At 68.1% G+C, this 12473-nt stretch carries 10 protein-coding genes and 3 pseudogenes; 4 read left to right on the top strand and 9 right to left on the bottom strand.

Annotated elements, in window-relative coordinates; translation table 11 throughout:
• Positions 1 to 420: 420 nt before the first annotated feature.
• The 6 genes and pseudogenes from AB0D53_RS21030 to AB0D53_RS21005 form a co-directional block, all read right to left on the bottom strand.
• A complete protein-coding gene (locus AB0D53_RS21030; RefSeq protein WP_362448703.1) occupies positions 421 to 798 on the bottom strand; it encodes a hypothetical protein in 378 nt (125 codons plus the stop codon).
• 43 nt (positions 799 to 841) lie between these two features.
• Positions 842 to 2083, bottom strand: a complete 1242-nt coding sequence (locus AB0D53_RS21025; protein WP_362448700.1) for a hypothetical protein — start codon at positions 2081 to 2083, stop codon at positions 842 to 844.
• A gap of 410 nt (positions 2084 to 2493) precedes the next feature.
• On the bottom strand, positions 2494 to 2778 hold the full coding sequence (locus tag AB0D53_RS21020) for a helix-turn-helix transcriptional regulator (RefSeq protein ID WP_362448697.1): 285 nt from the start codon (positions 2776 to 2778) through the stop codon (positions 2494 to 2496).
• A gap of 116 nt (positions 2779 to 2894) precedes the next feature.
• Complete coding sequence (locus tag AB0D53_RS21015) at positions 2895 to 3866, bottom strand: hypothetical protein (RefSeq protein ID WP_362448694.1); 972 nt, start codon at positions 3864 to 3866, stop codon at positions 2895 to 2897.
• A 244-nt stretch (positions 3867 to 4110) separates the two neighbouring features.
• A pseudogene (locus tag AB0D53_RS21010) lies at positions 4111 to 4641 on the bottom strand (DUF5131 family protein); the annotation flags it as partial.
• Between the two features lie 616 nt (positions 4642 to 5257).
• Positions 5258 to 5890: a TetR/AcrR family transcriptional regulator gene (locus tag AB0D53_RS21005; protein WP_362448691.1), complete on the bottom strand. Its 633-nt coding sequence runs from the start codon at positions 5888 to 5890 to the stop codon at positions 5258 to 5260.
• A gap of 278 nt (positions 5891 to 6168) precedes the next feature.
• Here AB0D53_RS21005 and AB0D53_RS21000 point away from each other — a divergent pair, with 278 nt between their 5' ends.
• The 4 genes and pseudogenes from AB0D53_RS21000 to AB0D53_RS20985 all read left to right on the top strand — a co-directional run.
• The gene (locus AB0D53_RS21000; RefSeq protein ID WP_362448688.1) at positions 6169 to 7566 is read left to right on the top strand and encodes an MFS transporter; all 1398 of its coding nucleotides are present in this window, start codon (positions 6169 to 6171) and stop codon (positions 7564 to 7566) included.
• Positions 7563 to 8831 (top strand): FAD-dependent monooxygenase, encoded by a 1269-nt coding sequence (locus AB0D53_RS20995; RefSeq protein ID WP_362448685.1) that lies wholly within the window; start codon positions 7563 to 7565, stop codon positions 8829 to 8831. Before AB0D53_RS21000 ends, AB0D53_RS20995 begins: the two co-directional genes overlap by 4 nt.
• Positions 8832 to 9634: 803 nt before the next feature.
• Positions 9635 to 9832: pseudogene (locus tag AB0D53_RS20990) on the top strand (transposase); the annotation flags it as partial.
• Positions 9833 to 9866: 34 nt separating this feature from the next.
• Positions 9867 to 10031 (top strand): annotated as a pseudogene (locus tag AB0D53_RS20985) (helix-turn-helix transcriptional regulator); the annotation flags it as partial.
• A 68-nt stretch (positions 10032 to 10099) separates the two neighbouring features.
• Here AB0D53_RS20985 and AB0D53_RS20980 read toward each other — a convergent pair.
• The 3 genes from AB0D53_RS20980 to AB0D53_RS20970 form a co-directional block, all read right to left on the bottom strand.
• The gene (locus AB0D53_RS20980; RefSeq protein WP_362448682.1) at positions 10100 to 10369 is read right to left on the bottom strand and encodes a UTRA domain-containing protein; all 270 of its coding nucleotides are present in this window, start codon (positions 10367 to 10369) and stop codon (positions 10100 to 10102) included.
• A 315-nt stretch (positions 10370 to 10684) separates the two neighbouring features.
• Positions 10685 to 11659 carry a hypothetical protein gene (locus AB0D53_RS20975; protein WP_362448679.1) on the bottom strand — a complete coding sequence of 325 codons (975 nt, stop codon included), beginning with the start codon at positions 11657 to 11659 and terminating at the stop codon, positions 10685 to 10687.
• Between the two features lie 360 nt (positions 11660 to 12019).
• A complete protein-coding gene (locus AB0D53_RS20970; RefSeq protein WP_362448676.1) occupies positions 12020 to 12346 on the bottom strand; it encodes a thioredoxin domain-containing protein in 327 nt (108 codons plus the stop codon).
• Between the last annotated feature and the right edge of the window lie 127 nt (positions 12347 to 12473).

Raw genomic sequence — 12473 nt, 5'->3', positions numbered from 1 at the left:
GCCCCGGAGCACCGGCACCTGAGGGATCGATACATCCCGCACTTCCCGTGGCACCGCCTGCAATGGGCCCACCATCTCCACCACCGCGCCGCCGATTACGGCAACACCGACACCCTGTACAGCCTGGGAGGGGGGCTAGAGGTGCTCAGCAGGTTGTGGCCGCACGGTTTGGAGCCGGACGGTGTGCCGGCATCTCCATGGCAACCGTCGGTGTCCGCTTCGCCCAGCCGGCACGTACCGCCCGGCCCGGCGTAGGACATAGCGCCGTTTGCGGCTGGTGACGGATTTCCTACCGGAGCCCCAACGTGTCCTACAGCCGCTGGTTGGGGGCTGATGCTGGTAGGAGTCGGTGATCAGGTGACCTGTAATCGAAGGCTGGCGCTGCCTCTGATTACTGTGGGTATCTGTCAGGGGGCGACCTCAGGTAGCACTTTGTACTGCGGTGTCGGGATCGATGCCTCGGTGCCGTAGCCGCGCACGGACCTTCTCCCACCGCTCGGCGGGCAACTGCCACCCGATCGCCGATCCGGTGTCGCTTGCGGAGAAGGAGACCCCTGATCTCGTCGGCCCCCAGATCTCAGCGGAGATGGTGTGCGGCACGAGGGTGATGAACCATTCGCGCTGCCGTTCGTCCGTCAGGTCCAGGACGACGGCGGTTTCCCCTTCCCGAGCCCCCGTCGCGCTGGCGATGGCGGTGAGGGCGGCCCGGGCATCCGAAGGCCAGGGAAGGTCGGAAATGAGATCAATGTCCGTCGAATCCGCGTCAGGTGCCACCTCCCGGATCACCTCTTCCACCACTGTCCGCGCTGTTTCGGGGGCGGTGCCTTCCAGAAGGAGCAGGTCAAGCGGACGTGGCTTCTGGCCATCGCGGCTTCCAAAGGGCTGCGCGAATTTGGTGAGTGCACGCGTGAGTGAGCGTTTGGCGGACATCGGGCTGTTGTCTCCTCCGGTGAGGTTCTGCGCGGATCGTTTCATCGGTTGTGGTTGCCGGGCGCGTAGTTTTTCCAGGGGGCTCCGGCTTCGGTGGCGATGCGGGTAGTGCTCTTGCCGTGGTAGCCGAGTGCTTGGGCGATGACGGGGCCGGGGCCTGGAGGACGAGCTGGCGGATGGCGGAGGGGCGGCCTTTCTCGACGGGGATGCCGAGTTCGCGAAGTACGTCGCGCAGGGTGGCGGGGTTCATGGGCTGGCTCGCCCGGCGGCCGGGAAAGAGCCAGGGCGAGTTCTGGTTGATGGCGGGGGTGCTGGCGGGCAGGGCCTGGAGGTAGTCGAGCAGGAGGTCGGCGACCGGCTCGGGCACCGGGGTGGGCGGGTCGCCGAGCCGGAGTGCGACGTGCGAGCCGTCACGGAGGACATCGTCGGCCGCCATGCGGACGATCCGGCTGACCGGCTGGGCGAACAGCAGGACCAGGCAGGCGGCGACCCGAACTCTCAGCGAGGTGGCGCCCTCGGCGAGGACCCGCTGCAGGGCAGCGACGCGTTGGTGCTGGCCCATTGGGTGGGGGTTGGTGGTCGGGCGGTTCGGGATGGTCAGCCGCGGCATCCGGTGGCTATCCATGCACCATCGCAAGAACGCCTGTGCGGGTCGCCGGGTGGCATATTTCTCTGTGTGCCAGGCATCGAGGTCAGTCTGGGTGCAGGCGTCCAGCGTGACGTCGCGGGCGGCGAGCCAGATCGGGAAGGCGCCGGCCTGGGTGGTCTGCTGGCGGCATTCCTGCGTCGTGCCGGTTCCCAGCGGCCCTTTGGCCGCCTTGGCGCGGAGCTTGCGCAGCTGGTGCCAGGTGGAGAAGTGCTGGAGCAATCGGGCGTGTTCGGCGTCGACGGTGGCAGCTAGACGCTGGGCGAGGCACCGCTCGAACAGCAGGAGCCGCCGGTCGATGTGCGGCAGGACGCCGCTGTCCATGAGCAGGTCACGCAGGTAGGCGGCGGTCCGCCAGTTCGGCAGGGCCTGGATGGCCTCGTGTGTGAGCGGCACTTTTCCAGTGGCGAGGTCTCGCGGCAGAACCGGGACTTGTGGGTTGCGGAGCCAGATCAGGCGACTCTTCGGGCGATCCAGGTTCACCAGCAGCTGGTGCAGCGGGATCAACGATGGATGCGGCCGGTGCCGTCGTCCAAGAGGGCGGTGAGTTGGTCTGAGAGGGTGCGGCGCTCACAGAGCCGGCGCCCAAGAAACAGTCCCTCGAAGCTGCAGCGGTCGCAGAAGAAGTCGCGACTGATATCCGCGCAGTCCCGGCAGATGGCGGTCCCTGCTGCGTCCCGCCCGGGAAGGAGCCGTTCGGTGTCGCAGACGGGGCAGCGGCCCCGTTCCCTCATGGCCCGCTCATAGCAGGTGCGGCAGATGGGGCCGTCTGACCAGTTCGCGGACTTGGCGGCCTGACGGCCGCAGCGTGCGCAAGTGCGTATGTGCCACCGCTCGTATTTCTCGCGGCTGTCGTAGGCCGGGCTCACGAGTCGGGGGCGATCCGGGCGCGCTTGGGCCGGATGGTGGCCGCCAGATCAACCACGTCGGCTCCGCCCGAGGCGGCGGAGCCGACGTCGGGCGACGTTCTCGGCCCGGGTGGCGATCAGGTCGGTGGGGGTGACCTCAAGGATGTCGCAGAGTGCGGCCAGGACCGGCAGGGAGAGCCGTTCCGGAGTCTGGGTAACCAGGCGCCAAACCTGCACCGAGGACAGCTCGATGCCGCGTTCGACGAGTAGAGGGGACAGGTCGGAGGCGGCGAAGATGCCGCGGGTGGCCGTCACCTCGCGCAGCCGCCACTGGTAGCTGACCTGGAGTTTCATCAAGCCCTCCTTGCCGGCCGCAGAGATCAAGGGTGTTCTGGTCCCAGCTGCGACTCGGTCCATGAATACGCTGCTACGTCGAACCCAACGTCTGGGTTCGCAACACCTCTGACGGGTCAGCATCCTCGGTCGTAGATCGCCCGCAGCCACGGCTCCCTGACGGCGGGCATCCGCGCGAGCGTGTACCGGAACGCCTCTCTGGACGGCTGGAACGGGTACCACGGGTGCGGCGGCAGCAGGTCGTCCCGCTCCACGCCTGCCGGCAGCCCGCCGACCACCGGCAGCCGGGTCCGTTGTGGCGGGAAGGCGAGCTCGGCCCAGAGCGCGGCATCCATAGGTACCGGCACCGCCCCGGCACGCGGCTGCCACATGTCCCCGGTCTGCGGATGGACCGGCACCAGCACCAGGTCGGTGGCCGGCTCGCCGAACCCCGGTCCCGCCAGGTCCAACCGCTTCGCACCTTCCCCGGCGGGCAGCAGCGCGCCGAGTGCCCGGCCGAGGAGCTCAGCTACCGGCCCGGGCACCACATCGACCGGCGCGCCACCGGCGGCCACCACCACCTGGGCGAGAGCCACGCCCGCCGGGATGTCCCGGTACTCGCTAAGCCGGTGCCACAGCGCGCCGGTGGCCAACAGCTCCGCCCAGTCCATGACCGGCCGCTCCGGCGGGCCGGGCAGCCGCACTACCGCCTGCGGGAGGAGCCGGACGACCTGCCAGCACCCGCAGTCGTCCATCCTCGTTCCGACCGGCAGATCGCAGCCCAGGCAGGCAAGGTTTGGCCCGTCCCTCCCGTCGATCCCCCTGCAGTAGCCCCCGGCCCGCTCGAGGATCAGCCCTGTGCCGCGCATGTCGCCGGGCGCGAGGAGGACGGTGTCCGACGGTCCGTTGGACAGCGCACCGAACGGCGCGAAACGCCCCCGCTCCGCCGCCTCGCGTGCCCCGACCTCGTCCCACTGCTGCCACGGCGGCCCGTACGGTGCGGGGTCGACGGCGTACGACCCGGCCTCCAGCAGAGGAGGGTGCAGCGTCTCCCAGTGGGTGTCGGCCAGGTGGATCGGCAACGCCACCTCCGACACTGCCGCTGTCAAGACCGCACCGCAGCCCGCACACCCGAACACCGCCAAGCTGTCCCCTCCCGCCGTCGAAACTCCAGCATCCCACCAAGCAGTCGGACCGGAGAACAAGGGCTTCTTAGGCGACGCCAAACGCCCCACCGACAGGCAGAGCGGGCCTCCACGTCCCGCTCGCAGCCTCAGGAAGCCGGAAGCCGCGCCGGACCGAGCACCTGAACGTGATTCATGCGGCAAGTCCACCCTGTCACGCAAACTGGAGGCCGGACTCGCCGCCGGCAATGACCCAGTGGATGCCGTCCAGGTCGAGGCCGGGCGGCGGGTCCAGCAGCGGCTCGCAGGACAGGGACCGCACGGCGGCGGGCACCTGGCGCAGGTCGTCGATGCGCGGCAGCTCGGCCTCGGATTCGACGGAGACGCCCATCCAGAGGTTCGCCGGCCAGTCCAGCTTCGGCGCGATCTGGCGCAGCCGCCGCGCCCGCTTGGTCAGCACCTGGTAGGTGTGCTGCGGGGTATCGGCCATGACCTTGAAGACCTGGCGGACGAAGTCCAGCGGGACACGGGCGTGGAACAGGTCCGACATCGAGTTGACGAACACCACCCGCGGCGCTTTCCACCCGTAGGGAACGTCCAGCGAGTCCGGATGGAGCGTCACATCGAACCCGGGCCCGGACGTCCGCGGGTCACCGTCGTTCTGGTACTTCGCCGCGCCCATTGCCTTGAGCCGTTTCGCCAGCGCCAGGGCATTGTCGCGCCGTCGCGATACGGACGGTGCGCTGTGGTGCCCAACGATGCCTGCCCCGCAGGGGAATCGGGCCCCGCAGCTCGATATTCGGAAGCTTCCGGGCACTTTTTGCAATGTCAACATTCGAACTTCCATTCCGAAATCTAGTGGCCGGGCCCGGCGCCGTCGACACCGGTGTACACCCTCCAGCCCCAGGTCCGGCACCCAACTGGACACCATCACCACCCCCTGCGCCACCACCACGGCAACCACCCCCGCGTCCGCGCCGACTGGGCTCGCGGCCACCGCGTACGACCGGTTCGCCGACGAACTCGACACTGTCGGCAAAGAAACCCAGGACACGGTACGCATCACGCTCGACGACGGCGCACCTGTCGGGAGTCCCGATCCGACCGCCGCTGCCGAGACGGGTGCGGTCGGCAAGCGACACAGGTGGGCGGTGGTGCCGACCACCGCCCATCGTTCCTGTCGACGGTGGCCGCGTCTCAGCCCTACTTGGCGACCATCCTGGTGATGGCGGCGCCGACTGTGGGTTGCGATGCTCAGGCGTGGGAGGGTTCGGCCTGGTAGGCCGTGATGGCCTGCTGGAGGGTGGCGCCCTTGAAACCGAGCATGCGCGGCTCGCCGGCCATCGGCGCGCCGTTGGTTCGTGCCGCCCCGGCAGCTACGCGGCCCGGTATGCCCGGAGAAAGGTTCGCACTCCCTCGACGACGAGTGGCTGGACGCGGGCGTCCTCAGCGGCATTCGCGGAGCCGAGCCTGTCCAACGCGACGCCGAAGGCCAGCGCGATGAACTGCGCGGCCGCGAGGTGGGGGTCGGGGGCATGGAGCATCCCGGCCTCGTCAAATGCGGCGAACCGCTCGGCGATCGCCTCGTCGGGGGCGTCGGCCATGGAATTGTAGCCCTGGTGCGGCAGGTTGACGGATTCCGTTCGGATCAGCCGTTGCAGCGTTGCGTACTCTGCCGAGCCGAGCATGTCGGTCGCGATGCGCATCGAGAACGCGATCAGGGCGTCCTCGAGATCGGCGGCCTCGGTGAGGCCGGTGAGGGTTTCGTCGAGGGTGCGCCGGACGGTGGTGATCAGTGACTGGCCCACGGCGTCGACGACCGCTTGCAGCAGCGTCCGCTTGTCGCCGAAGTAGTCGTAGACGGTCCGCTTGGACACCTCGGCTCGGGCGGCGACGGCGTCGACGCTGGACCGGTCGAAGCCGTCGGTGAGGAACAGCTCTCGGGCCGCCGAGAGGATCGCGGCACGCTTCCGCGCGGACCCTTCGCGCAGTGTCTTCGTGGTCGGCATGGGTACATCCTAACCTTTCTACACTGCACGGTGTAGTGTAATCTCGTCAGTACGTGCCGCACTTGTGCACCGATCCGCCCGGCGGAGCCGTGCAGGCGCCAACTTGCCTACGGAATCACCGGGTTCACCCCGCCGGACGACCTCGGACGTGTCCACGAAGCACCATCCGCACCGCGCCCCGCGTGAACGGCCGTTGTGTCCGCGCCGGGCCCGGCAGGCGGCAGCGCTGCATGTACGGCCGACCCCTCCCTCGCCCGGCAATGACGGAAAGGACGTCCATGACCGCAACTCTGGCTCCCCCAGTCCGCATCAGGAACGCCGATGTCGGGGCCCTCGGCCTGCTGGCAGTCGCCACCGGCGCCCTGGAGTCGGTGGTGACGCCGACGCTCCCGCTCCTGCAACGCGAACTGGACATGAGTCCCGCCGAAGGGGCGTTACTCAGCGTCGTGCTCCTCATCACCGGCGCGCTCGTCACCCCGGTCGCGGGCAGGTTGGGCGACCGCTACGGCGGGAAGCGGGTCCTGATCCGGCTGATGACGGTGGTCTGTGCCGGTGGTCTGGTGTCCGCCCTGGCACCGAACCTGCCAGTGCTGCTGCTCGGCCAGGTACTGCAGGGAGCGATGGTGGGCGCGCTGCCCCTGTCGTTCATCCTGGTGCGTGAACACCTCCCTGCAGGAGCGTCGAAGGTGGCGATCGGGGTGGTCAGCGGGTTGTTCGTCGGGGGCGGAATGGCGGGAACACTGTCGGCCGGGCCCGTGGCGGAAGGGCTGTCCCGGCACTGGATGTTCGCACTGCCGACGATCGCGGTCATCGGAGCCACCATGCTCGTGAACAGGCTGATGCCGCACGATCCGCCAGGCCGGTCGGACGACGCCGGGGTCGACTGGCCCGGCCTGGTTCTCCTGAGCGGGACGCTGGCCACCCTCATGATCGTGCTCGCGCTGGCAACCGACATCGGCTCGCAGCCACTCGTGCTCGGCGTCCTCATCGTGGTTCTGGCCGCCTTCGCGACCGGATGGACGGCCGTCGAGCGCCGAGCGGCCTCACCGATGGTCGACCTGCGCATGCTGGCCCGGCCCGCGGTGTGGAAGTCGTGTGTGCTGACGTTCGTGATCTGCCTCGGCACCTCGGTGGCGGTCTATCTCGTCCCGCAGCTGTTCGCGGTGCCCGCCGACCAGTACGGTTTCGGGGCCGGCGCCACCGAGATCGGCTTCTTTCTGCTGCCCGGCGCCGTGGCCGCGTCGCTGGCCGGACCGATCAGCGGCATCGGCGCACGGCGTCTCGGCCCGCGTGCCGTGGTCACCGCCGGGATCGTCATCATGGTCGCCGCCCTGACCGGCCTGGCAACCCTGCACACCGAGGTCTGGCACCTCGTCATCGGCAAGATGCTGATCGCGCTCGCCAACGGCCTGTGTGTCACGGCGATGGTGACCAGCACCGCCACATCAGTCGACCGGAGCGACACCGGCATCGCGACCAGCCTGGTCCTGGTGACGCGCGTGCTCGGCTACGCCGTGGGCGCGCAGGTCAGTGGTGCGCTCCTCACCGCCGGTACCCCTTCCGGGTCGGATGTCCCGGCCGAATCGGCCTTCGTCACCGGATTCGTCATAGCTGGCGCCGTCACAGCGCTGTCCCTGCTTGTCGCCCGCACCATGAGCAAAGGAGTCAACGAATGACCCGAACCGATGAGTTGAGGGACGTCCGCACCACGCCGGGGCGCAAGGTGCTGATATCCGGGGCCAGTATCGCGGGGCCCGCCCTCGCGTTCTGGCTGAACCGCTGCGGATTCGCGGTCACGGTGGTAGAGAAAGCACCCACACCGCGTGACGGTGGTTACCCCATCGACGTGCGCGGCACCGCGTTCGAGGTCGTCCGGAGGATGGGAATCCTGCCGCGACTGCAGGACGCGCACATCGACCTGCGGCGGCTGACCTTCCTCGACGGGGACGGCAGCCAGGTGGCCTCGGTCGACCCACACACCATCACCGGTGGGGTCGCGGGACGGGACCTGGAGGTTCGGCGCGGGGACCTGACCGACGCTCTCCACTCGGCGGTCCGTGACGATGTGGAGTTCTTGTTCGACGACTCCATCGACACCCTCGACCAGTCCGGCAACGGGGTGGACGTCACCTTCCGCAGAGGCAGCAGGCGTACGTTCGACATGGTGTTCGGTGCGGACGGTCTGCACTCACATACCCGCGAGCTCCTGTTCGGCCCCGAAGCGCAGTTCCACCGGTACCTCGGCTACTGCTTCGCCGGGTTCACCATGCGCAACACCTTCGGGCTCTTCCGGGAGAGCACGGTGTGGAACACCCCGGGCAGGGCCGCGGCACTCTACTCCGTCGGGGACAACGACGAAGTGCACGCCTTCCTCAACTTCGCTCGCCCGGAACCGCCGTTCCACGCGTTCCGGAACCCGGAAGCCCAACGGGACCTGGTCGCCTCGGTCTTCGCCGACGCGGGATGGGAGGTCCCGGGCATGGTCGCCGCAATGCGCGACGCGGACGACCTGTTCTTCGACGTGGTCAGCCAGATCCGCATACCCCGCTGGTCCAGCGGCAGGGTCGCTCTGGTGGGCGACGCCGCGTACGCGCCCTCGTTTCTCACCGGACAGGGCTCCAGCCTCGCGCTCGTCGGCGCGTACATGCTCGCCGCCTCCCTGGCCGAGCGGGACCACACCGCGGGCTTCGCTGCCTACGAACACAACACCCGTGAGTTCGTGACCCTGAACCAGGACCAGGTCGGCGAGGGCGATGCCGCACTCTTCCCGACCACCGCTCGGGCCCTGGAGCGGCGCAACGAGATGCTGCGCAACCTCAGCGGCGTACCTTCCGCAGAGGGGCGACCAGCCCATTCAGCCCTCGCCCTCCCCGACTTCATGCCCGCTCGAAGTACAGCGGCAAGGCAGGACTCGGCAGTCCGCCTCCACCCCATTTCGTAGTATCCGCCGGATGCCCGGATTCGATCCGAACCGGACAAGGTCTTGTCCGGTTCGGATCGACGACGGCTGTGGCCTTCCCCGCCCGAACACCCAATACGACAAAGCCCGTTGGCAGGCGGAGCCTGCCACAGAACGGTTCGGCAGCACTCCGCCCGCAGTAGTGATCCCCGTCGTGGTGGGCGGGCCGAGACAGACGTAGGGCGCCTCGCCATGGACGGAGAGACAGCCGACGAGCAGTTGCAGGGCGGTGCCCCTGACCGCAGGGTGCTCGCCGGCCGGATCGAGGGTGGGGACCAGCAGCCCGCCAGCGTTGTCGTCGTTCCAGGTCAACGTCCGTCCGACGCTTTCACTGTCCTGAAGAACGATGTGGGCTCGGGCACGCGCAGGCGTGGCCGGGCGGCAGGCGTCTGATGGCCGTCGTGGCTGGTCACCGAGGCGTCCTCGTGGACTCTGAGGACCCGCTCGGGCCCGCGCAACCAGCCCTCGCCGTCGCCGGTAGCAAAGGGTGGGGGCTGTTTTGCGGGATGACAGGCGGCAGATCCAGACGGCAGTCCTGGGCGGCGCGGAGTCGGACAAGCCGCTGATGCTGCCGATGGAGGCGATGACCTGCACACGAAGCCTGCCCATACACGTAGATCGGTTGGCCCACCACTCAAGCGTCGCGGTGGCCTCGTAGCTGTCCATAGTTCAATTATCGCGAGTGAGCAGGCAGCCGTGTCGGCGATGCAGAATCCGAGGTCACAAGATCGTGTTACGAGCTCTTAACACCGTGTCCTACGTGATGGTCGTTCGTTGGACTGTTCATGGGGCGGGATACGTGGAGTTGGATTGTTCCGGACGGGCTGTGGGAGATCGCGAAGCCGCTGATCCCGCCGTCGAAGGTGCGGCCGCAGGGCGGCGGGACGCAGGACACGCCTGATGAGACCCTGTTCGCGGCAATCGTCTACGTGCTGGTGAGCGGATGCGCCTGGCGGGCTCTGCCGTCCTGTTTCGGGGTCTCGAACGACTCCTCCGACTCACCGCATAGGACACCGTCTAAGCGGTTCCGAGCAGCGTGTGGCCACCCTGGCCGCGCAGGGTCCGACCAATTGGGAGATCTCGGCCCGGCCGTTCCTGGCGGTGAGCACAGTCGAGCAGCATCTGACGCGGGTCTACCGCAAGCTCCGGATCACGTCCCGGGGCGATCCCCCGCTGGACCTGGAACTCGCCGACGGTGCCCGGTCCGCGCCCGAGGACAGCGCCCGGGGCGAACGCTCCCGTTGCGTCCCTCAGTCCTCCCCGCCGGGGCGGAAGTTGAGGACGAAGCGGGCGCGTTCGCCGTTGATGCGGCGCCGTACGAACAGCACGGGCTCTCCGTCCGGAGTGCAGCTCACGCCCTCGCGGACGAGGAGCGGGGTGCCCGCCGGGACGCCGAGCAGATCGGCGTCACCGATGTCCGCTCCGATGGCGCTGAAGGCCCGCCAGTCGTATTCCAGGACGATGCCGGCGCTCCGCGCCAGGACCTGGACCACGTTGTCCACCCGCCCCGGGGCGGACACCCAGTACGACGGCTTCCCTCTCGGCCGCTGACGGTAGAAACACGCCGCAAAGCCCGACAAGGACGTCTGGCCCCCACCACCAGCCAGGCCCTCACCGCCATCGACGCCTGATGGAACCCGCGCTGGCCCCACACCTGGCAATGCACCTACCACCACGCGCGCAAGCAGCACGACGCCGGCCGCGACCACTCCCCCACCATCCAGCGGTGGGCCATGTAGGCCGATGTTGCAGCCATAGACAGGGTGTGATTGTGCAGACCACAGGCGAAGCCCAGCACCGCACGCTCAGCCAGTCACAGACGGCGTGATGTCGCCCTATCCGCCGTACTCCCAGGCGTCCTCGGCGGCCGGTCCTTCCGCTTGGATCTTTAGCAGCCGGGAGGCAATGGCACCTTCGTTGCGGCCGAATTCTTGCGAAAGATCGGACAGAGAAGCACCTTGCGCGCAACGCTCGGCGAGGCGCTGTTCGTCTTCGGGATCCCAGGGTTTGTACGCATTGGGGTGCAGTCGCCGCTTCTCTTCCACGGAGTACGCCTTGGGTTCTTCTGCCTCAACCGGGACGCGTGGATCGGGCACCAGATCCCTGGGGAAGGGTCCGAGCCCGAGGCCATGCAGCTTCCAGCGGATGGATTTTTCGCTGCGCCCGAGTTCCTCAGCCAGTTGCTCTGGGCTCTTGCCTGATCGGTAGTGCTCTTTGAGGTGGGCGATTGCTTCAGGAGCCCATCCCTGGCCATGGCGGGTGGCTTTGACTGGGGCCGGAATGGCTACAGACGGCGTCGTCTGTTCAGCGGAGGTAAGTGGAGCAGCGGCGATTAGACGGCCGACCTCGGCGAGGTCGCGTGTGTCCACCTCTCCGGTGAGCTCTCCGCGGATGACTCCGTCAGGAGTGCAGACGACGACGGTGAGCTCGATACGGCCCTCAGCCAGGAGGTCGGCGTGCACGCTGTAGCGGCGGTGCGAGCTGCCGATCTCAAGCCTTACCGTCGCCGCATCCCGCGATGCAGAAGGGGTCGTGAGCACGCGCTGGTAGGCCGGAGACAGTAATTCGTGGACATGCCAGGTAGCCACGAAGGAGCCACCGCCGTCGAGCCGGTAGCTCGTCTGACTCGCTTCCACATCGCATGCCGCGTAGAGAACCTCGACCTGCTGGCCATCAAACATGCCCCGGTCTTGGCCTGGCGCGGTGGGCGGGAGAGTCAGCACCCCGCGCCCTGGCCGGAGGTCGTGGATGACGGCATCAGGATCCCCGTACCAGAGCCCCTGGGCATCACGGAAAGCGTAGATCAGCACGACGAGAGCCCCTTCATCAGCATGAGACGTCAGTAAATGATGTCTTGGCCAGCCGCCGCGCGGCACGCAGTTCTCCAACCTGCGGCCTCATCGCCCTCTCCATCCAGACAGATGACTCCCCGGCCAAGTCGCAGCAGTGCCTCCTCGCCACATCGGCCTCCGTCCCGGATAGGGCCTGCACCAGGTCGTCAAGTACGCCACGACTACGGGCAGCACACCTCCTACTTCGTCATCTACGACATCACCGACAAGCTCCACAAGCTGCCGCCCGACGGCTCCCCCGGCGCCTGGCCCCCGTACAGCGAAATCTCCGGCGCATTCCGCCGTGCTGATGGTTCGGGCGGCACGGCGGAGTGGGGCTCAGACGTACGGTGCGATCAGGTTGACCACCCTGGTCTTGTTGGCAGGCCCGATCCAGGTGTCGACGATCTTCCCGCCCTTGAAAACGTGCAGGGTGGGAATGGCGGTGATGCTGTACTTCCGCGGCGTCTCGGGGCCCTCGTCGATGTCTAGCCGGCAGATGACGATGCGGTCCGCGTACTCCTTCGCCACGTCCGCCAGAACCGGGTCCAATGCCCGGCACACGTCACTCCACTCGGCCCGGAAGGCAGCGAGCACCGGTCCGTTCGCTCCGACCACCTTCACCTCGAAGTCCGCGTCGGTCACGTCAATGACAATTCCTGCCATGAGAAAACCCTTCAAGTCGCCCAATAGGAGGGAAACCCTCTACACGCGCAACATGCCCAATGATCCGCTCACCCATGGGGTACAGCCGTTGACCGGCCTGATTCCGGCTCATCCGTGACCGACGCCC

Origin of the sequence: Streptomyces sp. NPDC048295 (assembly GCF_040652135.1) — a bacterium.
Taxonomy (GTDB): Bacteria; Actinomycetota; Actinomycetes; order Streptomycetales; family Streptomycetaceae; genus Streptomyces.
The sequence above is the reverse complement of the archived record's forward strand: the minus strand, read 5'-3'. Positions and strand labels throughout refer to the sequence as shown.